The organism is Paenalcaligenes sp. Me52, from assembly GCF_050487965.1.
Classification (GTDB): Bacteria; Pseudomonadota; Gammaproteobacteria; order Burkholderiales; family Burkholderiaceae_B; genus Paenalcaligenes.
The window spans coordinates 513719-536674 of the sequence record NZ_JBKQFO010000002.1 but is presented as its reverse complement, the minus strand read 5'-3'; the positions used below and the strand labels follow the sequence as shown (position 1 = coordinate 536674).

At 50.8% G+C, this 22956-nt stretch carries 18 protein-coding genes; 1 reads left to right on the top strand and 17 read right to left on the bottom strand.

Annotated features, from left to right (window positions below):
- Positions 1–48 precede the first annotated feature (48 nt).
- The 13 genes from ACLO87_RS13820 to ACLO87_RS13760 all read right to left on the bottom strand — a co-directional run bounded on the left by ACLO87_RS13820 (position 49) and on the right by ACLO87_RS13760 (position 16375).
- On the bottom strand, positions 49–1215 hold the full coding sequence (locus ACLO87_RS13820; protein WP_430224004.1) for a sensor histidine kinase: 1167 nt from the start codon (positions 1213–1215) through the stop codon (positions 49–51).
- Positions 1200–1922 carry a response regulator gene (locus ACLO87_RS13815; protein WP_135864593.1) on the bottom strand — a complete coding sequence of 241 codons (723 nt, stop codon included), beginning with the start codon at positions 1920–1922 and terminating at the stop codon, positions 1200–1202. The genes ACLO87_RS13820 and ACLO87_RS13815 overlap by 16 nt, the downstream gene beginning before the upstream one ends.
- A 183-nt stretch (positions 1923–2105) precedes the next feature.
- Entirely contained in the window at positions 2106–3401 is a 1296-nt protein-coding gene (locus ACLO87_RS13810) for a c-type cytochrome (protein WP_135864595.1), read from the bottom strand.
- 14 nt (positions 3402–3415) lie between these two features.
- Positions 3416–5185, bottom strand: coding sequence for a GMC family oxidoreductase (locus ACLO87_RS13805; RefSeq protein WP_135864597.1), 1770 nt, complete (start codon positions 5183–5185; stop codon positions 3416–3418).
- A gap of 2 nt (positions 5186–5187) precedes the next feature.
- Positions 5188–5892, bottom strand: a complete 705-nt coding sequence (locus ACLO87_RS13800; RefSeq protein WP_135864599.1) for a gluconate 2-dehydrogenase subunit 3 family protein — start codon at positions 5890–5892, stop codon at positions 5188–5190.
- Between the two features lie 953 nt (positions 5893–6845).
- Positions 6846–7340, bottom strand: coding sequence for an MFS transporter (locus tag ACLO87_RS13795; protein WP_430224003.1), 495 nt, complete (start codon positions 7338–7340; stop codon positions 6846–6848).
- Between the two features lie 12 nt (positions 7341–7352).
- On the bottom strand, positions 7353–8195 hold the full coding sequence (locus ACLO87_RS13790) for an MFS transporter (protein ID WP_430224002.1): 843 nt from the start codon (positions 8193–8195) through the stop codon (positions 7353–7355).
- A gap of 209 nt (positions 8196–8404) precedes the next feature.
- The gene (locus tag ACLO87_RS13785) at positions 8405–9016 is read right to left on the bottom strand and encodes a phenylacetic acid degradation protein PaaY (RefSeq protein WP_135861441.1); all 612 of its coding nucleotides are present in this window, start codon (positions 9014–9016) and stop codon (positions 8405–8407) included.
- Positions 9017–9036: 20 nt separating this feature from the next.
- Positions 9037–10731: an AMP-binding protein gene (locus ACLO87_RS13780; RefSeq protein WP_430224001.1), complete on the bottom strand. Its 1695-nt coding sequence runs from the start codon at positions 10729–10731 to the stop codon at positions 9037–9039.
- 46 nt (positions 10732–10777) lie between these two features.
- The gene (locus ACLO87_RS13775; RefSeq protein ID WP_430224000.1) at positions 10778–12760 is read right to left on the bottom strand and encodes an acetyl-CoA carboxylase biotin carboxylase subunit; all 1983 of its coding nucleotides are present in this window, start codon (positions 12758–12760) and stop codon (positions 10778–10780) included.
- A 1-nt stretch (position 12761) separates the two neighbouring features.
- Positions 12762–13559 (bottom strand): enoyl-CoA hydratase/isomerase family protein, encoded by a 798-nt coding sequence (locus tag ACLO87_RS13770; RefSeq protein WP_430223999.1) that lies wholly within the window; start codon positions 13557–13559, stop codon positions 12762–12764.
- 23 nt (positions 13560–13582) lie between these two features.
- Complete coding sequence (locus ACLO87_RS13765) at positions 13583–15190, bottom strand: carboxyl transferase domain-containing protein (protein WP_135861437.1); 1608 nt, start codon at positions 15188–15190, stop codon at positions 13583–13585.
- A 12-nt stretch (positions 15191–15202) separates the two neighbouring features.
- The gene (locus ACLO87_RS13760; RefSeq protein WP_135861436.1) at positions 15203–16375 is read right to left on the bottom strand and encodes an isovaleryl-CoA dehydrogenase; all 1173 of its coding nucleotides are present in this window, start codon (positions 16373–16375) and stop codon (positions 15203–15205) included.
- Positions 16376–16627: 252 nt separating this feature from the next.
- Between ACLO87_RS13760 and ACLO87_RS13755 the strand changes: the two genes are divergently transcribed.
- Complete coding sequence (locus ACLO87_RS13755; protein WP_135861435.1) at positions 16628–17677, top strand: AraC family transcriptional regulator; 1050 nt, start codon at positions 16628–16630, stop codon at positions 17675–17677.
- A 53-nt stretch (positions 17678–17730) separates the two neighbouring features.
- Here the strand turns inward: ACLO87_RS13755 and ACLO87_RS13750 are convergent, their stop codons facing one another.
- The 4 genes from ACLO87_RS13750 to ACLO87_RS13735 form a co-directional block, all read right to left on the bottom strand.
- Positions 17731–18795 carry a mandelate racemase/muconate lactonizing enzyme family protein gene (locus ACLO87_RS13750; protein WP_430223998.1) on the bottom strand — a complete coding sequence of 355 codons (1065 nt, stop codon included), beginning with the start codon at positions 18793–18795 and terminating at the stop codon, positions 17731–17733.
- Entirely contained in the window at positions 18792–19892 is a 1101-nt protein-coding gene (locus tag ACLO87_RS13745; protein WP_430223997.1) for an ABC transporter ATP-binding protein, read from the bottom strand. Before ACLO87_RS13745 ends, ACLO87_RS13750 begins: the two co-directional genes overlap by 4 nt.
- Positions 19893–19905: 13 nt before the next feature.
- A complete protein-coding gene (locus ACLO87_RS13740; protein WP_430223996.1) occupies positions 19906–21624 on the bottom strand; it encodes an ABC transporter permease in 1719 nt (572 codons plus the stop codon).
- A gap of 76 nt (positions 21625–21700) precedes the next feature.
- The gene (locus ACLO87_RS13735) at positions 21701–22765 is read right to left on the bottom strand and encodes an ABC transporter substrate-binding protein (protein WP_430223995.1); all 1065 of its coding nucleotides are present in this window, start codon (positions 22763–22765) and stop codon (positions 21701–21703) included.
- Positions 22766–22956 lie beyond the last annotated feature (191 nt).

The window sequence follows — 22956 nt, the reverse complement described above, 5'->3', positions numbered from 1 at the left end:
TGGTGGCGCTACAACGGTGGTCGTGAAGGGTTGAAATCCTGCGTAGACTCAGGCGTTCGTACTGTAGTTTTTACGTGGGAAATGAATACTGAAACGCGCCCCACCCCGTTGCGATGTGCCACCTTGTGCTTCACCGCCTTGGCGTTCTACTAAGGCCTGCACAATAGACAGTCCTAAGCCTGACCCGTCTTTATGCGTGCCGGTAGGGTGTGGGAAGCGTTTAAAGGGATTGTCGCGTAACGCATCGGGTAGGCCTGGACCTGCATCACTAACGTGTAGGCTGACACGTTCATCGTCGCTAGTGACGGCGACTTCTACCCAGTGACCAGAGTGCGCATAGCGCAGGGAGTTTTCCAACAGGTTAGACAAAATTTGGCGTATGCGATCGGGATCTACCATCACCAGCGCATCATCGAGTGAATCGGGGATGCGGCGTTCTAGCTCCATACCTTGCTCGGCTAGTCTGGCGGAGTAGTTATTCAATTCTGCATCAATAAACTGAGCTAAATCCAGCGGCTCTTCGTGCAGCGACAGCCTATTCGCAAAAGCCATAGAAATGGTGTGTAGATCGTCCACCAACCGGCCTAAGTGCAGGGATTGATCTAAGAGCCCGCGTAGTTCCTCAGGAGAAACAGGGATTACATCGTCACAAATGGCGTGCAGGCGTGTGCTCAGAATGGTGAGCGGTGTGCGTAATTCGTGCGACAGCGAAGCAATGGTGGCACTGCGTTCACGCTCTAGCTTTTCTAGCGAGTCGATCATGCGGTTAAAGTCGCGCACCATATCAGCCATTTCGCCCCGCGCTTGGCCAGGCAAGGCCCGTACTGTGAAGTCGCCCACGGCGACCCGCTTAGCAGTTTCGGCCATAGAGCCTAAGGGCTGTGTGACCAGCTTAGATAGCCAGAAGCTTGCGCCTAGTCCTAAGGGCAAACCAGCAATCAGGGTAAGTAACAGTGAGAACTGTTCACCTTTAATAGGGTCGCCCACCCAGTATTCAGAGTAAATTTGCATGGCACGAGGGCTATCCGACAACCCGCGTTCGCTGAGGTCATCAAACTCTACGCGTATGTCTTGAGGTAAGCGTTGATAGAAGTCGCTGTATTCACCACGCCAGAACAGCAGCAAGCTGGTAGTGAGCAAGGCCATCATGAATAAAATGACGGCGGCAGTAGCTATACCAAAACGTACCCAGATGCGGTCTATCTTTCTTGCCATAGCCGGTACCCGATGCCACGCACAGCTTCAATCAGATCCTCTTGTCCGGCTTGCTGCAATTTACGACGCAGTTTGGAAATATGAGAATCAATCACGCGTTCCAGCGCATCACTTTCAGGCAAACATTGCTCAATAAGGTAGCTGCGGGAAAAACAGCGGCGTGGTTGTGCGGCCAAACAGGCTAACAGTCGGAACTCAGTGAGCGTTAAGGGCAGTGGTATGGCTTTGTTTTCCACATGTACCAGTGCGACGTGGTCTTGCTCGTCTATTTCCAAGTCGCCCACACGAATGGGGGCGCTCACGGTTTGCACGTTAGCGGCGCGACGTAATACGGCTTTCACTCGGGCCACAACTTCGGCAGGATTAAAAGGCTTGATCACGTAGTCGTCAGCCCCTAAGCGCAGCCCCAGCAACTTATCCACATCGTCCGCTAAGGCGGTGACGAGAATGACGGGAGTTTGGTCGTCGGCTCGTATATGGCGCAGTACATCTAGCCCATCTACACCCGGTAAGTTGATGTCTAGCAGCACCATGTCAGGACGCATGTCTCTGAACAGTTGCAGCGCCTGTATACCATCGGCAGCCATGCACGTGCGCATGCCATCACGCCGTAGATAGGCCTCTAACACGCTGGCAATAGCCGGCTCATCCTCAACAATCAGGACCAGATGACTAGGGGTGGAAAGCGGTGTGGGTGTAATGCTCATACACAAAAATAGAAGCCATTTATGGCGCTACCAAAGCGGGGTAGTAGCGGTATTTGTCAGTTTAGCATGCTCGTTTTGTGCGACGTATTATCTAAAAAAACCGATAAGTGCTGCCCAGAAAAGGCCTCACTTATCGGTTGTGGTATAGCCGCTAGCCCTTACTATGCGTAAGGACTGGCAGGTTTAACGTACGGGAGCTACGTCGCTCGCGGTTACAGCGGACGCTTTGTTGTTCCAGCCTTGGCGAATAAAGGTCGCCAATTCAGCAACTTCTTCGTCGCTCAAACGCCATGCGTAACTTTGCATACGTAAACGCGCAGGACGAGACTCAGTTGAAGGCAGTTCTGCACCGTGCAAAATGGTGTAGATCAGGCCTTTAGGCGAGTCAGCAGTAACCATCAGGTTGCCATCCAGTGCTGGGAAGATTTCTGGAGCACCACGACCATCCACAAAGTGACAGCCGGAACAGTTATCCAGATACAGTCTTGGTCCCAATGGCATAGACGGATCTGCAGATGCCAGCAGTTTTTCTGTGTCGGTAACAGTGCGGTTTGCAGCATCAGGAGCTTCGGGTGTTTTACCACCGCTGATGTGCTTCAGGTATGCCGCAATGGCCATGTTGTCTTCGGAGGTCAGGTATTGCAGCGAATCCCCGACAACCAAGGCCATTTCACCTACCGCCGTTGCATAGTCATTACGGCCAGTAGCCAAGTAATGTGCCATTTGCTCTGTGCTCCACTGACCAGCAACGCTGTCGGGGCCATGCAAGCTTGGGGCACTCCAACCGTCTACTTCACCACCAGACAAGAAAGCAGGATCGTCACCGTTCGCGCCTTTTTGAGACATGAACATTGTGCGAGGGCTGTGACAAGCAGCGCAGTGGGCTGCACCTTGTACCAAGTAGGCACCGCGATTGATCATCTGATCATCGGTTGGTGCTTGGAAACCAACGGGGTTCAGAGCTACCCAGTTCCATGCACGCAATCCCCAACGTTGGTTGAATGGGAACGCCAAGTCAGTTTCAGGCACTTTGTTGTTCACAGCCGGTACGGCTTCCATGAAGTACTTGTACAGGGACTGTACATCCGCTTCACTGATGACGCGGTAGTTTTCATAGGGCATGGCTGGGTACAAGTGAGCACCCTCTTTGGTTAGACCGTCGTACAACGCGGCACGGAAGTCATCCAAGGTGTAGTTACCAATACCTGTTTCTTTGTCAGGAGTGATGTTGGTAGACCAAATCACGCCAAACGGGCTTTGAATGGCACGACCACCGGCAAAGTCTTTGCCGTCAGGGGCAGTGTGACACGCAATACAGTCCGCAGCACGCATCATGTATTCGCCACGGGCCACGCTGACTTCACTGTCGGGAGCCAAGGCTTGTGCTGGTGTACGTTCTGAAGGGATCCAGATCATACCGGCAATCACCAAAATGGCGATGACGATCAGCGCTAGGACTATACGAATAAACGTTTTCATGATGAGTCCTCCCCTTAGGCCAGAATGCGTGGGTTACGCAGGTAGTCGTTACGCAAGGCGTGCGCTGCCCAGTATGCCAACCCGCCTACAAGCCCAGTAGGGTTGTATTGCAAATTTTGTGGGAAGGCACCCGCGCCCATGACGAACAAGTTATGCACATCATGTGCTTGCAGGTAACGGTTCACTACGGAGGAGTTAGGATCCTCACCCATCACAGCACCACCCACGTTGTGTGTGGTTTGGTAAGGGCGTACGTCGTACATGGCACCGTCGGCTTTGTACCCAGACTGCATGATATCGGGGTTCATGGTTTTGGCAATTTCTTCAATTTTGCCGCGCATGAATTGTGTCATGCGGATGTCATTGGCTTTCCAGTTGAAGGTCATGCGCATCAAGGGGCGGCCGAACTGGTCTTTGTAGGTAGGATCCAGATCCAAGTAGTTATCTTGGTAGGACATACAGGAACCGTGCGAACCAATGCTCATAGCGTGGCCGTACCATTCACCAATGGATTTTTTCCATTCGCCACCCCATGACGGCGTACCGGCGGGTAGTGGCATAGAGCGAATAGGCTGGCCGTTATAGGTACCGGCCGTAATGTAGCTACCGCCTACGAAGCCTTCTTTAGCAAAGTCGATTTGGTTCACACCAAAGTCATCAATCACCATGCTGTTGGAGCCGGTACCGATGAAGGGGTTGAACTCTTTGTCTTTGAAGAACAAGGTGGTGCCGCCAGTCATCTGGTAAGCATAGCCACGGCCTGTTGCGCCTTCGCCTGTGGTGGGGTTGTAAGGCTTACCAATGCCAGACAACAACAACAGGTGTACGTTGTGCAACTGGTAGGCACAGAGCAATACCAAGTCTGCTGGCTGGAACACTTCTTCGCCTGCAGCGTGGTCGAAATAGGTCACGCCGGTAGCAGTTTTGCCATCGGGAGCCAGCTCTACGCGCAGCACTTCGGAGTGTGTTTTGTAGCTGAAGTTGGATTTGCGTTTTAGCGCATCCAAAATACAGGTTTGTGGTGAACCTTTGGAGTAGTTGTAGCAACCAAAGCGTTCACAGAAACCACAGAAGTTACAGGGGCCCATTTGCATGCCGTATTCGTTCACATAAGACTGTGACGCAATAGAACCGGGCAGCGGGAATGGGTGGTAACCCATGGCTTTAGTAGCTTGGGTAAACAGATCCGCATCGTAGGTGTGCGGCATGGCAGGCATAGGGTAATTGCCTGAGCGAGGACCTTCAAATGGGTTCCCACCAGGAATCAGTTTGCCGTTGATATTCCCTGCTTGGCCAGAAATACCGGCTACGCCTTCAAAGCGTGCCAAGAAAGGTTCTAGCTCTTCGTAGCTCAGAGGGTAGTCGGCCAGTTGCATGCCGTCAGGGATGACATTACGTCCAAAACGCTCGATGGTATAGGAACGCAGACGCATTTCTTCTGGCTGTGGACGCCATGTGTGGCCGTTCCAGTGCATACCTGCGCCGCCTACACCGTTACCGGGCAAGAAGGAGCCCAAAATACGGTACGGCAAGGCGTTTTCGCCGGGGGCGTGACGCACGGTGACGGTGGATTGCGATGGGCGTTGCATGAAGCCGTAACGTACGCCGTACTTCAGCTCATCAATCACATTGGGGTATTCAAAGCCGGGTACAGTGTCGCGGTCTTCACCACGTTCCAAGGCCAGAACTTCCAAGCCTTCTTGAGCCAATTCCATAGACAGAATGGCACCGGTCCAGCCCAGACCAACTACTACTACATCTTTTTTGGGTGCTGTGCGTGCCATGGTTATGCCCTCTCTCCAGAAATTGAAACCGGTCCCAGTGGGTAACGGACGTTGTACTGGTCAGCCCATTCTTTGAAGCTGGCGCGAGCACCTGGGAAGCCGATGTAGCTCCACGCTTGCATACCTTGGTTACCACCATACATGGGGTCAGCAAAATAACCCTCTTTGGTGTTCCCCAACAGCAAGGTGAAGAAGTCGCGCAATTCAGGCTCAAGACCCACTTTGTTGTCTTGTAGCGCTTGCAGTGCAGCGTCTTGTTGTTCGGTAGTGAGCTTGGCAAACAGTGCGCCATGCTCGGTTACACACCATGCATCAAAAGCTTTAATACCTTCGCGGTAGAGCTGAGCAGGGTTGTAGGGAGTTTGGTAGCCCAATTGTGGTGCAGCGGCTGGATCGTGAGGACCTTCCATATACCAGTCCACAGCCTTGCCATAATCGCCAGCCAATTGCTGGTCTAAGAACAGTGGGACACGCGTTTCTATCGCGCCTGGACCGTCGCCGTCTGAAGGAATCAGGCGGGCGGTAGCAGCCAAGATGAACGCCCACTCTTCAGGCGTGAAATAGACAGGTGTGTACTGATCTAGCGGCGGAAAGTCGGCAGGTTTGGCGTGCAGTGACATAGGCACATTAGCCAGACCAGCTGTAGCAGCGGACACCATCAAGAAACGGCGGCGCGTCAGACTTCCTTTTTGGGAATGGTCGTGCATAGGAAACTCCTTTTCTAAGTACCCAGATGAAGATCTGAATGACAGGAGAAATAAAAACAAATGAGTGTTGAAGGTTTTACTTCAGTAAGTCGCGCAATAAAAGTTAAATGGCGCAGGTTACTGTAAACAGTTACATGAATAACAAGACAATAGCAATCCGGTTACATCTGTAAAGATTTGGAACGCGCAATGGTTGGTCTAGTGTAACAGCTGCAAATCAGTGATAACGGCGACAACCTGAGTGAATACAGAGGATTGTATCGCAATCTATAGCCTCGCGCGAGCAGGCGTGTACAGGCTTGGCTGTGGTTCCGGCTATATGGGTTTTAAATAAAGACTGTTTTTTTCACTATTTATAGTGTGAGTTTTTGGTATAAATAATTAAATAAAACCATAAAAACTAAGTGGTATTTTTTTGTTTTTTTAAAATATTATTATTGTTAATTTTTTTAATTTAAAAGGGTTTTTTTATTTTAAAAAAATAATGATGTTGTTTTTATAATCTTCATCGTTTTTAAACAAATAAAGCTTTAAGCTATTTTTAAGGTTTGCTGTTTTTCTTTTATATTTCAATAGTATTGCCTGAGGTGGATACTAGGCGTACGGCACAGAGCAATGTGCTGCACGTAGTCGGCTTAGCATTGCCTCGCACAATACAAGGTAGCCGCAGAAAGTGTAAAAAACGAATGGCGATGTGTAGGCTACTATGGACTTCTAATACGTCCGTATGATCGTATTGATATAGGCACGCTAGTTCATATATAAAACTTTAGGCGTATTTACTATTTTTTGTTTTGATGCTTGTGGGTTTAGGTGTTGCCCTATGGGTACGCCATGACACGAGACTCTATGGCTGATGACGTGTTGTGCTATTGGCCTCTACTGTGGTTAGCCCCCAAAAGTTGGATACAACGGCAACTTGTTGGGGGACTTTGCGCAGGGTTTTGCTCTGTTTACGAAGCTGTTTGGCGGTTGCTCACTAGGCTCATGAAAATCGCTGCAAGCAAGGCAGGAATAGCAAAGCTAAAGAAGTTTTGTTGCAGAGTGAGGTTAAGGTCAAACAGTAGGCCTACTGCAAAGGGGCCGATGATGGCTCCCAAACGTCCTACACCCAAAGCCCAGCCCATGCCGGTAGAGCTCATGGTCATAGGGTAGAAGCGCACAATAAAGGCGTATAAACCTATTTGCGTACCAATGGTGGTCGCCCCGGTAATGATCAACAGGGTGTAAAGCACCACGCTGTTGGTGGCAAAGCCTAGGGCAGCGATCGCTGCGGCGGCAATAAATAGATAAACCACCAACACATTACGGCCGCTGAAGCGGTCCATGAGCCAACTGCAGCTTAATGCACCAAGCACTGTACCGAAGTGCACCGTGAATAAAAAGCTTAGGCTGGAACCCAATGGATACCCTGCTTGCAACATCAGGCGTGGTAGCCATGAGGTCATCCCGTACACCACCTACAGTGCCATGAAACACATGGCCCACAGCATCAAGGTACTCAGGGTACGTCCTTCTAAGAACAGATCGCGAATGACTATACGTGCTTTGCTGTTGTTCGCCGTTATGCTGGGGTTACTAAACTGGGTGCCTGGTTCGTAGTGGTAGCTAGGGCTGACCTTGCTTAGTGTTGTACCTATTTTTTCCCACTGCTGGGTTTGCACCATATAGGCCGCAGATTCGGGTAGCTGTTTGAGCATCAGGGGCAGCAGTAGTACTGGAAAGATGGCAATGTAAAACATGGCTTGCCATCCAAAGGCGGGGATCACCCAAATACCCAGTACGGCGGCCAACATGCCACCTACGGAATAGCCACTAAACATCAAGCCAACCGTTAGGCTACGTCTACGTTTGGGGGAATATTCGCTAGTGAGGCTGGTGACGACGGGCATCACGCCGCCTAGCCCTACGCCACCAATAAACCTATACCAGCCGAACTGTGTAGGGCTGGTCGCAAATGCGCATAAGAACGTAAAAACACTGAAAACCAGCACACAAATGGTGATGACTTTCTTTTTGCCTAGCTTATCTGACAGGGCGCTTAGCGACAACGCTCCTACCATCATCCCTATCAAGGTATAGCTACCGAGCAAACCGGCCTCCGCACCGCTCAAATTCCATTCATTCATGATGGACGGCAAAATGACCCCCAGTACTGCTAGGTCATAACCATCAAAAATAATGATATAGGCACACCAGAAAATTGTGAGCCAATGGAATTTCTGAAACTTGGCCTCATTGATAATGGGGCATACGTCTACTACCCCAGGCCCTATAGCCTTGGGATTCATCGCTTGTGTCATCTCCCTACTCCTTTTTTCTACGACTAATTGTTTGTTGTGATACGTATCGTGGATTGAGTGTGCAACAGTGTTACAGGGTCGCTAGCCTGCTCCGGCAGCTTTTTGCAGAGCTGTCAGGGCAGAATTTGAGTACTTTGGTTTTGTGTCAGGCGCTCAGGAAGGCGGAAGGGCTGTAGGCCGCCTACCGTGTTGCATGGTGGTGAAAAGTTTTAGGGTTTGGATTTGGCTCGGTGTGTCGCTAACGGCACCACGTCAGAGGCTGGGTTGCGTGGCCGCTGTGCCTCAACCTCGGTCAACGGCGTGCAAGGACGTAGGCTTTGCTGGCTTTCTATCACCAGTTGTTGATAGCGACCGGTAGCCTTATGTTTCCAAGCCATTTCGTCTTCAGTCAGGTCGCGCATGACTTTGGCGGGCATCCCAGCCACCAGTACTTTGTCTGGAATAATCATGCCTGTTTTGACGAAGGCACTGGCGGCAATAATGCTGAATTCACCCACCACGGCGTTATCCATAACGACGGCATTCATGCCTACCAGCGCATGCGCTTTGATGCGACAGCCGTGCAAGATCGCGCCGTGGCCTATATGGCCGTTGGTTTCTACAACGGTATCGCCTCCCGGAAAGCCGTGCATTACACAGCAATCCTGAATGTTGCTGCCCTCTTCTAAAATCAGCCGGCCAAAATCCCCCCGCAAACTGGCCAAGGGGGCGACATAGCAGTTGGGACCCACAATGACATCACCTATGAGTACTGCATCGGGATGCACGTAAGCAGTGGGATGTACGACTGGCCGTATTCCGTTGATTTCATAAAAGGGCATGGTGGCTCACAAGTAAAGGGTTAGGCCGTAGTGCCAGTACGTTGCGGCAGGTCTTGAGCTGTTTGTTGGCCCAGCTCTTGCTCCATATGGTCGCGAATACGGAATTTCTGCACTTTGCCCGTTACGGTAAGGGGGAACTCGTCTACAAAGCGTATGTAGCGGGGAATCTTATGGTGCGAAATCTGACCACGGCAGAAGTTGCGTATGTCGTCTTCAGTGGTGGAAACGTTGTCTTGTAAGATCACCCATGCGCACAGTTCTTCACCAAATTTCTGGTCTGACACACCCACTACCTGCACATCTTTGATGTCAGGGTGGCGGTACAGGAACTCCTCGATTTCGCGGGGGTACAGGTTCTCGCCGCCACGGATAATCATGTCTTTGATACGGCCAACGATGTTGCAGTAGCCCTCCTCATCAATGGTGGCCAAATCACCAGTGTGCATCCAGCCTTCGTCATCAATGACTTCTAGCGTTTTTTCTTCATCGCCCCAGTAACCCAGCATGACAGAATAGCCGCGTGTGCATAGCTCGCCAGTATGGCCTCGTGGCACAGTGTGGCCGTCGGAGTCCACAATTTTGACCTCGCAATGTGGATGAATAGTGCCCACAGTAGAAACGCGGCGATCGACGGGAGCGTCGGTATGGCTTTGGAAGGACACCGGAGAGGTTTCAGTCATGCCATAGCAAATAGTGACCTCACTCATGTGCATTTTTTCTATCACGCGTTTCATGATCTCGGCGGGGCATGGACTGCCTGCCATAATGCCAGTACGTAAGCTGCTGAAATCCGAACGACTGAAGTGTGGGTGATCCAGCAACGCAATGAACATGGTGGGCACACCGTAAAGAGCCGTACAGCGCTCTTGGGTGACGGCATCCAGCACACTTTCAGCATCAAAAGCTTCAGACGGATACACCATCGTCGAGCCGTGTGTAATGCAACCAATGTTCCCCATCACCATGCCAAAGCAGTGGTACAGCGGCACAGGAATACACACGCGATCATGGTGGGTGAGCTTAATGGTTTCACCCACGAAGAAACCATTATTCAAGATATTGCTATGGCACAGCGTGGCGCCTTTGGCTGCACCGGTAGTCCCCGAGGTAAATTGAATATTCACCGGGTCACGAGGGCTAAAGGTAGCGCCCAGTTCGTGCAAATGCTCTAGTTCGGATGCGCTAGGTGGCACCATTAAACTAGCAAAGTTCATCATGCCGTTGGTGGGCTCTGTGCCCAAACGCACAATGAACTCCAAGCTAGGTAGCTTATCGTGCGCGTCAGGCTTACCCTGCAAGGCAGGTTTAAGCTCCGACAAAATCTGCAGGTAGTTGCTGGATTTGAAACCAGGGGCCAGTACTAAAGCCCGGCACCCTACTTTGTTGATGGCATATTCCAACTCGGCCTGTTGATAGGCTTGGTTGATGTTCACCAGAATTAGCCCCGCTTTAGCGGTGGCAAATTGCATGAGTAACCATTCCAGATTATTGGGCGACCAAATACCAACGCGATCGCCGGGTAACAGTCCGAGGCGCAACAGAGAGCACGCCAGTGTGTTGACCTGCTCCTGTAGTTCTTTGTAGGTCAGCCTCACCTTGTCTTGGTGTATGACAATGGCTTCGTTATCGGCAAAGCGGGTACAGCTTTGGTCAAAGAATTGCCCGATGGTTGAGGTAATCAGAGGGGTGTCAGTCCTGCCTATTACATGACTCATGGTGTTGTCTCCTGGGTTGTTTTATGCCTGCTCAGCTTATGTTTTGTTATGCTGCTGACGGTTCGAATTCGATCAGATCTGCTCCATCATCGACTTGGTCTCCTACTGCGCACAGTAGTTTGCGAATCACGCCATCACTGGGGGCGCTGATGGTGTATTCCATCTTCATTGCGCTCAGTGTGAGTAAAGGGGTGTTGCGGGTGACATGGCTACCAGCTTCGGCCAGCAACGCCACCACAATGCCTGGCATGGGCGCTTGTAGGCCCTTGTCGTCTTGTTCTTGAGCCACTTGTGGTGGCAAATCGTGGGTGCAGTGCACCAGCCAGCTTTGACCGTCGTAGAACACATGACGTTGGTGCTCAGTGCTGACAACAGACAGGTCTTGGCAACGTCCATCTAGGCAGACTCGGAATTTCTGGTCGCCCAAGGCGTTACCATCGGCGGTAAAGCGCTGTCCGTTGACATCAATGCGCCAACCTTGTGGGGTGGCGAGTGTGCTCACGATGACGTTGTGGTCGTCGTGCTGGAAGGCAAACAAGCGTGTGGCATCCAGATTCGAGCGCCAGTTATCGTTGATGGCCCATGGTGAGGTCTCAGTGTTGTGCTGTGATGCCTCGCGCAGCAATTCGCTCACGGCTAGGGCGGCAAAAGCAGTATCCGGTACAGGTGTAGGTGGCACGAACAGGTGATCGTGCTGGCGGGTAATCAAGGCGGTGTCCAGATCGGCCTGCATAAAGGCGGGGCAGCCCACCAAGCGTGATAAGAACTGGATATTGGTTTGCACACCAGCCACTTCGTAGTGCTTTAAGGCCTGTAGCATTCTGGCTAAAGCATTGTCGCGGTCTTCGTCCCACACAATCAGCTTGGCGATCATTGGGTCGTAGAAAGGAGTAATGGCATCACCCTCTTCCACGCCGCTGTCCACGCGCACATAGCGGGTGTTTGCTGGTGGTTGGTAGTGCAGCAATTTACCGGTTGCGGGCATGAAATCTTTATCGGGCGACTCCGCATAAATACGGGCTTCAATCGCATGGCCAGTAACGTGCAGTTGGTCTTGGCTAAGCGGCAGAGGTTGGCCTGCGGCGACACGCAACTGCCATTCCACCAAGTCTTGGCCGGTAATCATTTCTGTGACCGGGTGCTCTACTTGCAGACGAGTATTCATCTCCATAAAGTAGAAGTTGCCCGCCGGCCCCATGATGAATTCCACGGTACCGGCACCCACATAGCCAGTCGCCTGTGCTGCTTTTACAGCGGCTTCGCCCATGGTGTTGCGTAGTTCAGCAGATAAACCTGGGGCGGGAGCTTCTTCCAGAATTTTCTGGTGACGACGCTGTACGGAACAGTCGCGTTCAAATAGGTGTACACAGTTACCGTGTTGGTCAGCAAAAATCTGTATTTCTACGTGGCGAGGCTGGGTGATGTATTTCTCAATTAACACCAAGTCGTCGCCAAAGCTGGCACTGGCTTCTTGTTTGCACGATACCAGCGAAGCCGCGAAATCTTCAGTACGCTCAACCAAGCGCATCCCTTTACCGCCACCGCCTGCCGCGGCCTTAATCAGCACAGGGTAGCCAATTTGATCAGCTTGCTGCTTCAGGAAATCTGCATCTTGGTTATCGCCGTGGTAGCCGGGGGTAAGCGGCACATTGGCCGTTTCCATCAGTTTCTTAGCGGCAGATTTAGAGCCCATGGCTTTAATAGCCGCAGTAGGAGGGCCAATAAACACGATATCTGCATCGTCGCATGCTTGTCTAAATGCAGTGTTTTCTGACAAAAATCCATAGCCGGGGTGAATGGCTTCAGCGCCACTGGTTTTGGCGGCAGCAATGATTTTTTCGATACTGAGGTAACTTTGTGCCGATGCCGCAGGGCCAATCAGTATGGCTTGGTCAGCCAAACGCACGTGACGGCTATTGCGGTCTGCTTCGGAATAAACTGCAACGGTTTCTATGCCTAGGCGTCGTGCAGTTTTGATAATGCGGCAAGCAATCTCGCCACGGTTTGCAATCAGAATACGATTGAACATATTAGGACTCCTTGCTGTGCAGCCATTGAGGCGCACGTCTGGCAAGGAAGGCTGCCATGCCTTCCTGAGCTTCGCTGCCGGTACGCAGTTCAGCAATGTTGCGGGCGCAGAGCTCAAGCAAGCTCTGGTCTATGGGTCTGTAACTCACCGACTGAATCAACACTTTGGATGCTGCTTGGGCCTCTGGGCCACCGGCTTGCAGGGCAGCAAGTAGCGTGTTGATTTTGTCATCCAGTTGGTCGGCGGGTACTACCTCATGGGCAAGCCCAATCGCCAGTGCGGTAGTAGCAGGAATCATCTCTGCTGTTAGGAAATAGCGGTGGGCTTGGCGAGGCCCAATAGCGCGAATCACATAGGGGCTAATCACACTAGGAATCAGCCCTAGTTTGACTTCAGACGTAGCAAATTTAGCGGTGTCAGCAGCAACGCAAATATCGCAAGCGCTGACTAGGCCCATGCCTCCACCAATTGCCGCGCCTTGTACACGGGCAATGGTAGGTTTACGTAGCGTCGCCAACGTGTGCAGCATGTTAGACAAGGCTAACGCATCGTTGTGGTTGTCTTGCTGGCTGGCATTGACGGCACTTTTCATCCAGTTCAAGTCAGCACCGGCTGAAAAGCTTTTACCTCTGGCGGCTAAGACTACAGCACGTACCTCAGCATCGTTATCCAGTTGCTGAAAAGCGGTGTACAGCTCGTGAATCAGCTGGGCATTAAACGCGTTGTGCAGCTCCGGTCTATTCATCCAGACGGTCGCGACACCAGCGTGTTGGGTAATCTCAAGAAAGCTAAACATCATTACACCTCTTGATAGTGGCGCGTTTACATTCTGAACAGACCAAATTTGGTGGGTTCTATGGGGGCGTTTAGGGAAGCAGATAGTGACAACCCCAAAATACGGCGGCTTTGTGCAGGGTCTACAATGCCGTCGTCCCATAGGCGGGCGCTGGAATAATAGGGGTGGCCTTGGTGCTCGTATTGTTGCAACAAGGGGGCTTTAAATTGCGCCTCGTCGTCAGTGCTCCAGTTTTCGCCTTTGGCTTCTAACTGATCGCGACGGATGGTAGACAGCACACTGGCTGCTTGCTCGCCGCCCATCACCGAGATACGGCTGTTTGGCCACATCCACAAGAAGCGTGGGTCATAAGCGCGACCGCACATGCCATAGTTACCAGCACCAAACGAGCCACCAATCAGCATGGTGATTTTGGGTACGGCGACTGTACTCACGGCCGTCACCATCTTGGCGCCGTCTTTAGCAATACCGCCGCTTTCGTATTTGCGCCCTACCATAAAGCCGCTGATGTTCTGCAAGAACACCAGAGGGATATTGCGCTGGCCGCATAGCTCGATGAAGTGCGCACCCTTTTGGGCAGATTCACTGAACAAGATGCCGTTGTTGGCAATAATGCCTACGGGCTGACCGTATAAATGCGCAAAACCTGTGACTAAGGTGTTGCCGTAGCGCGCCTTAAATTCGTCGAAGCGCGAGCCATCTACAATGCGCGCAATTACTTCGCGTACATCGTAGGGCTTGCGGTTATCGGTAGGCAAAATGCCGTAGATTTCTTCGGGGTCGTACAGCGGCTCTTCGCTAGGTTGTAGCACTAGCGACTGCGGTTTTTTACGATTCAAATTCTGCACAATGCGGCGCGCGAGATATAAGGCGTGCGCATCGTCTTCGGCGTAATGGTCAGCCACACCAGAAATGCGTGTGTGCACATCAGCACCACCCAAATCTTCGGCACTTACGACTTCACCGGTAGCCGCTTTAACCAGCGGCGGGCCTGCCAAAAAGATGGTGCCCTGATTTTTTACGATAATGGTTTCGTCAGACATCGCAGGCACATAAGCGCCACCAGCGGTACACGAACCCATTACCACCGCAATCTGTGGAATGCCTTTGGCTGACATTTGTGCTTGGTTGTAGAAAATACGACCAAAGTGATCACGATCGGGGAACACTTCATCTTGCATAGGCAAGAACGCGCCGCCAGAGTCCACCAAATAAATGCATGGTAGGTGGTTCTTTTCGGCAATTTCTTGTGCGCGTAGGTGCTTTTTCACCGTCATGGGGAAATACGTTCCCCCTTTGACTGTGGCGTCATTCGCAATCACCATGCACTCGGTGCCGTGGATGCGACCAATGCCAGCAATAAGGCCGGCAGAGGGTACTTCGTCGCCGTACAAACCGTAGGCGGCTAGCTGCCCTATTTCCAAAAAGGCCGAACCTTTGTCTAGCAGATGATCAATGCGATCACGCGGTAGCAGCTTATTGCGTGCCAAGTGTTTTTCACGCGCTTTGGGTGATGAACCGTCGGCCACCAGTTTGGCTTTGGCGCGTAAGTCATCCACCAGCGTGCGCATGGTTTCAGCGTTGGTTTTGAACTCGTCAGAGCGGGTGTTCAGCTTGGAGGTAAGTTTGGTCATACAACCCCCTTCTTAACGGGTTTCTTCAAACAATTCGCGGCCAATCAGCATGCGTCGGATTTCACTGGTGCCTGCACCAATTTCATACAGCTTGGCATCGCGCCAGAGGCGGCCTGTGGGGTATTCGTTGATGTAACCGTTACCACCCAAAACTTGAATTGCTTCGCCTGCCATCCAGGTGGCTTTTTCAGCGCTGTACAAAATAGCGCCTGCAGCATCTTTACGTAGCGTGCGGCTATGGTTGCTTAAGTCACAGGCACGACCCAATGCGTAGACATAGGCACGGTTTGCTTGCCATGTGCTGTACATGTCAGCAATCTTGCCCTGCATCAGTTGGAACTGGCCTATAGGTTGATCAAACTGTTTGCGCTCGTGAATGTAGGGCACGACCACATCCATACATGCGGCCATGATGCCCAGTGGGCCACCGCACAGTACGGCGCGTTCGTAGTCCAATCCGCTCATCAACACTTTGACGCCATTGCCCACACCACCTAGCACGTTTTCTTCGGGAATCTCGCAATCATCAAAGAACAGTGGATAGGTGTTAGAGCCACGCATGCCCAGCTTGTCCAAATGCGTACCGTGAGAAAAACCTTTAAAGCTTTTTTCTACGATAAAAGCAGTAATACCTTTAGCGCCGGCAGCAGGATCAGTTTTGGCGTACACCACCAAGGTATCGGCATCACCGCCGTTGGTGATCCACATTTTGCTGCCATTCAGTACGAACTTATCGCCCTTCTTCTCGGCACGCAGCTTCATGGACACGACGTCAGAACCTGCGTTAGGCTCGGACATGGCCAGAGCGCCTATATGCTCACCAGAAATAAGACCTGGCAAATATTTGGCTTTTTGTTCGGCAGTGCCGTGGCGAGTGATTTGGTTTACACACAAGTTAGAGTGTGCGCCGTATGATAGAGCTACCGAGGCCGAGGCACGTGAGAGCTCTTCCATCACAATAATATGGGCCAAGTAACCGGCATCGGTGCCGCCGTACTCTTCAGAACTGGTGATGCCCAATAGGCCTAGATCACCCATTTTCTGCCAGAGGTCGGCTGGGAATTCGTTATCCCTATCTATGTCAGCAGCACGAGGGGCGATCTCTTTGGCCGCGAAAGACCGTACAGTCTCTTGCAGCATTTCAATGGTGTCGCCAAGAAAGAAATTAAGGCCTGAAATACTCATGGCTTTTCATGCACACCTTTGCAGGTGTCATGCTCCTGTTGGTGATTGGTGTCAGCACAGGAGGGTAAGCCTGTGCTGAGCTGTCTCTGTTGCCTCACTGTATGAGTAGTGAGTGCAATACGTATAGTTGATCTTGAATGGGTATGGTGATGAATTGATAATAAGGTGGCCGGTGGGTCTGGTCATGCCAAAAAGGTTGCAAATACTGCCACTCTGTATAGTGGTTTACGCCGTGGTGTAGAGGAGGCACCTATGACAGTTATACACAGTTTGCCGTTATTGTTTGGAAAGAAGGCCACTACGCCTATAGCCTTCATTAAGGCTATGGTGCTAGCGTATCAAAAATATGGCATGGATCCTGCCAGTGCCTTACGTAAAGCGCAGATTCCACCCAAGCTGTTGTTGGATGCTAAAGCGCGGGTCACCGCCACTCAAATGGAACAAATGTCGGCACTTGCCATGCAAGAGCTAGACGACGAAGCCTTGGGGTGGTTTTCTAGGAAGTTGCCGTGGGGTAGCTACGGCATGCTGTGTAGAGCGTCATTGAGCTCACCCGATTTGGGCATTGCCCTGAAACGCTGGTGTAGGCATCACCGCCTACTGACTGACGATGTGATCTTAAGCCTAGATGTGTCCAGCAACGTGGCAACCATTAGTCTGCAAGAAAACCGCGACCTGGGTGAGATGCGCGAGTTCTGCCATGTCACCTTGTTCCGATACATGTTGGGCTACGCCTGTTGGCTTATTGATTCACGCATACAGCTACAAGACGTGATGTTTGCCTTTGATAAGCCCGATCACGCTGAAATCTATCCGCGTTTGTTTTCAGGCCAAACCAGTTTTAACGCTGGTCAGTCGGCTATGCATTTCGACGCTCGCTACCTACAACTGCCGTTGTTACGCGACGAAGCTATGCTGCAAAGCATGCTGCGCCAAGCTATCTTGTTAACCGTGCTGCCTTACCGGCGCGACAAGTTATTGGTGCAAGGCATACGCAAACAGCTGCATAACGATTTGGGCTTAACCGCCGAAGAACTGGCCGAGAAACTGCATATGTCGGTGCGCACACTGTATCGTCATCTACAAGAAGAAGGCTTTTCCATACAGCAGTTGAAAAACGATGTGCGCCAGAAAAAGGCAATGGAGTGCTTGGCCAGAACCAGCAAGCCTATCAAGCAGATTGCGTTTGAGACTGGCTTTAAGAACGAGAAAAGCTTTTCTCGTGCATTTAAAAACTGGGTGGGGACTACGCCGCAGAACTATAGAGCGCAGGCCAGAGAAGATGCGGGTTTGAAGGATTAAAAACACGCACAAAAAAACGCCAACCCCTAAGGATTGGCGTTTTCTCGATTACTTTAATGTTGTTCCCACCATGTTGATGGGTCAACGCCTAATCCCGGGGTTTCGGGTACGTGCATGTAACCATCAATAATAGGCGGTGGTGGTGCTACATCATTTTTGAAGAAACGTGCTGTGCCCATACCGCATGGCTCAACAAAGCTGCCTAGTAATGCAGCGCAATGCAGCGCTACATATAACCCTACAGAGGTTTCTAAACTGGCTGTGATAATGCAGCGTATGTTCGCTGCACGCGCAAGCTCAATGAGTGCTTTGGTTTCATCTACCCCCCCTACTCGTGGTGGTTTGATGATGAAAGCCTTGGCTGCGCCTAGTTCAATTGCACGTAAAGCATGAAAAGGGCTACGGATGGAGTCGTCTAGTGCAATGGGGATAGAGGTTTGTTTACTGATTTGTGCATAGACAGATAAGTCCGTGCCACGAGGTAAGGGCTCTTCTATATAGTCTATGTTGAAACCTTCCATTACCTTGATTTGTTCCAACGCCCATTCCACAGCCCACGATTCATTAGGATCTAAACGGATAATGAGGTCGGGGAACGCTGTGCGTAAGGCTTTGACTCGTGCAATGTCTAGGGCTCTTTCCGCTGTGCACTTGAGCTTGATGGTGTTTTGTCCGAGTGCGATTGCGGCGGCGGCGCTTTGTACACACTCGGCGGGGTCTGCTTCGTTAATAAGGTCATTGATGGGGACACGAGTGAGTGGGGTCATGGTGTCGCCAGCAAGATAGGCTGCCAGCGATTGCCCTTGGCTGGCTGCTTTGGCCGTGTACAGCGCTGATGATAGCCCACAGCGTAGACGCGGCGAGACTTCTCTGAGGGCAAGCTCTGCCAAAAAATCGGTGCTATGAGCGTCTAAACCGGTAAGCAAGGTGGAGCAGTGGGCAGCAAAACTCCAGCCATCGTAGTTTACGTGGGGTGGCAGTGCAGATTCCCCCCAGCCCACGTGCCCATCAATTTCTGCACGAATGAGTAGCCCTCGGCGCACATACTGGGTACCTTTGGACCAGCGGTATGGCACTTGTAGTTGTTGGTTATAAGGTTTGATTTGTAGTGAGTTCATGCTGGTTCTTTCTCCAGTAATACACAGCGTTCTGGCTGGAAGTGCAGAGTGATGCTTTTATCAGCAGGAACCTGGATATACGAAGGGGCAATTGCCGAAATCAAGTGGCCTGTGGGGGTTTTGAATTGGTATTCTGTTTTCTCACCTATGAATACTTTTTTCACCAAACGGGCTTCTAACTGATTGCTACTGTCGGGGGAGTTTGGCGGCGTAGTATGGATAGTGATGGCTTCAGGGCGAATCATGACATAGCCAGTTTTACCGCCAAGGTTGTGCGGATCGCTGGCAACGATTACACCTAGTTTGGTTTTAACAAGAGTGAAGTCCTCTCTTCTTTCTTGGTAGCAGCACTCTAGTACATCGGCTTTACCGATGAAGTTAGCCGTAAACAGTTTGCGTGGTCGTTGGTACAGTTCAAAGGGCGTGCCCTGCTCCACAATGTTGCCTTTTTGCATGACGATAATGCGGTCAGACATTGCCAAGGCTTCGTCTTGGTCGTGCGTTACAAAAATGGTGGTGGTTTGCAACTTCAGTTGCAGCTCTCGTAACTCATCACGCATTTGTTCGCGCAGTTTCGCATCTAGGTTAGAGAGCGGCTCGTCCAGCAGTAGTACCTTGCCATTGCGGATAATGGCTCGTGCCAATGCCACACGCTGTTGTTGGCCACCTGAAAGTTGTGTGGCTGAGCGGCTTGAAAAATCACCTAGACCAACCATTTCTAAGGCATGTTGTACGGCTTGTTGAATGGCTGCTTTGGATTTTCCAGCATTTTGTAATGGGAAGGCTACGTTCTCAAATACGCTCATGTGCGGCCAAATAGCGTAAGACTGGAACACCATTCCTAGGTTACGTTTATGCGTAGGGACTAGAGTTTGGTTGCCGGAATTAAATACTTCTTCGTTGTCTATGAGTATTCTGCCGCGAGTGGGTTCTTCTAGCCCCGCAATGCAGCGTAGCGTCGTGGTCTTACCGCATCCGCTAGGGCCAAGAAAAGTACAGAACTCACCGGCCTTAACTTCTAGTGATATGGATTTGACGGCCTCTACCAGACCGTGTTCGGTCTGGTAATGGACTTGTAGATTGTCAATCTTTAACACGGGCGCTCCTTAATTACCTATTTTTTAATGATTTTTTGCCCCAGACCTGCCAAAGGAACATGGTGATAAACAGCAGAGCCACTAGCCACAGACCTACGGCTGCCGCTTTGTTGGGTTCTCCACCTACCCAGAAATTCCATAGCACAACGGGCAATGTTTGGTTTTCCCCGCCCTGCAGCAGTAGTGCGGATGACAGCTCTCGAATACAGTGCGCAACCACCCATATCCATACAGCCATGGCTGCAGGTAGGGTCAGAGGTAACACCACTTTACGCATGACTTGTAGCCATGATGCCCCCGACGTTCTGGCCGCTTCTTCTAGCTCCTTGTGCATCTGCATCATGACGGAGTTGGTGCTGCGTGTACCAAATGGGATGTAGGTCGTGATGTAGGCGATAGCAATGATCCAGATGCTGCCGTAGATTTGCAGTGCCGGTAGATTTAGGTAGACATAAACCAAGGCAATACCAATCATGGTTCCGGGTATGGCGATAGGTAGGAAAGCCAGCAAATCGATAAATTTACCGGCTTTACTACCAGAGCGAACCACGAACCACGAAGTGAGCACTGAGAACAAGGCAACGGCAGTAGCAGCGAAAACGCCAATCACTAACGAGTTCAGCAGAGCGGACAAGGTTAGGTCATTAGTGAAGAATGCTAGGTGGTTATTCAACGAAAGCATAGCCAAGCCTTCAGTTGAAGGAGGCATCAACCATGGGGTAAGGCTGGTCCACAGTAAAATACCCAGAGGAATAATGGTGGCCACAGCAAAGAACAGGAAGATCAGAATTTGTATAGGACGTTTCCAGGCCCCTAACTTGAACTGTCGCGGTCGGAAGTTTTTTCCTGTTACGGTGACGAAGCGACTGGCATTACGCGTTAAGCGGTGATAAACACTGGCTTGCAGTAACAGGATCACCAAAAAAAACACGGCAATAGTACTGATGATATGGTACGCAGACATACCGCCAGCGCTATCAGTGGCGAGATACATGATGCGGCTAGACAGCACGAAAATATTAACGGGCATACCTAGAGTACCGGGCACATCAAATACCAAAAAGCCAACCATCAACATGAAGATGGCAGCGGCGAGCAACGAAGGCGATAGTAGAGGGACAAAGATACGGGTAAAGAGATGCCAGCGACTGGCGCCAGAGGTCATGGCCGCCTCTTCGAGGCTAGGGTCCATATTTCTGAACGCGGGGCTAAGAATCAGAAAGGTAGAGGGTACAAGAGAAATTGCCTGTACAAAAATCATGCCCCCAAGTGAGTAAATATTGAAGGGAGCCTCTTCTAGGCCAAACCAGTCTTGCAGTAAGGTGTTGATGAAGCCGATTCTGGGGCTAAGCAATAAACTCCAACCAATGGCGAGTAAGAAGGGTGGAATAGCCATAGGTAGCGAGAGCAAGAGTCGCAGCATGCCTTTTTTAGGCAGGTCAGTGCGCTCCACCACCCACGCGAGGCTAATGCCAAGCAGCATGGCGCCCAGCATGGAGCCAACAGCAAATTGGATAGTAGTCCAAACCATTTTCCAGAACTGTGCATCTTGGTACACCAATAGGTAGTTCTGGAAGGTCCAGCCTGGATCAAACGGCAACCCTGAAGGCGTCAGACTACTAATAATCAGAATACCCAGTGGGATAAGCACTAGATAAACAAGAATAAGGAAAATGACAAGAAAGGGGATTCCCAGTTTGAGCTTGGTAAAGAGGGGGAATGAGGATGTCATTAAGTTGACTCCAGCAGTTATTCAGCCTGCGAGGGTACACAGGCTGAATTTGATACAAAGACTGTGTATAAAAAGACTATTTCACGGTTGCGCCATCTGCAAGGATGGCATTGAACTTGTCAGTCAACTCGGCGAGCTCAGAGCTTTTATCGAACGGCCAATCGGCAACGTCTACGGTAGATAGCATTTCATGGGCATTGGTGCCTGGCACAAAGGGGTTACCTCTGGAGGTTGCTTCTTCATAGGCAGCAGCACCGCGGCTCGTTGTTAGCCATACAGCCAGTAGTTGCGCTGCGTCAGGGTTAACGGAAGACTTGGCTATAGACGATGAAATCGTATGCATGGGGGTGGGGTTGAGCAGCTTGTAATTGACAGGGGCACCGGCTTGCATGACGGGCTGCATAGAGTGGTAGAACCCAATGGCAATATCTACTTCCCCAGATGCTACGCCTTGAGCCAGTGGGAAGGTGGACTTGAATAGGTAAGGATTCAACTGCACAAATTTACGCAGTTCTTCCTCTGCTTTTTTTACACCCCATACACTCGCTAATTGTGTGAACGCTGCGGCACGAACCCAGTTGCCGATTTTGTTTTTCCAAGCAGGATTAATTAACTCGTCCCATGAGTTTGGAACCGCATCAGCGGGTACTGTGCGCGTATTCCATATCTGTACGTAGATAGAGGCAGCAGTGGGGATAGCGTACGGTACAGGGAGTAAGGCGTCGGATAGCCCTAAGGTGGCAGCATCCATCTCTAGCAGTAGGTTGCGCTCATGTAACTGCCATAGATGGTCTGGGCCGCCTGTGAGCACGTCAGCGCTTTTACCTGCGGCTTGTTCTTCTTGTATGACACGTGAAGCCAGTTCATTGCCGCCCACGAGTCTTACGTATTTGACCGGTACATTTGGATAGTCTTGATTGAAGGCTTCTAACACCTTCTTGATTTGATCCTCAGGTGAGCTTTCATACCATGTAATAGTTTTGCCGTTTTTTTCTGCGGCTTGTGCTAGGGCGTCTAATGCGGGATTGTCAGAGGCATAGACATTACAGGTAAAGGGTAGAACGCAGGTGGTAAGTACCGCTGCACTCTTGTAAAGAACCTTGTGCCACATACCACGTTTTTGTGTAAGAGCCTGTTCCATAACTGTCTCCATATTGCATGCAATTTTTGTAAAAAATGCTTTTTCGTATTTATGTGCAAAATAATTTAGCATAGTGAAACTGTATAGATCAAGATGTTTTAGATTTGTAGTAATAATCAATAAGCACTTGATTTATAACTAAATATATATGTATTTTTGATTCTTGTTAGGGTTTTCATATAGATGAAAAA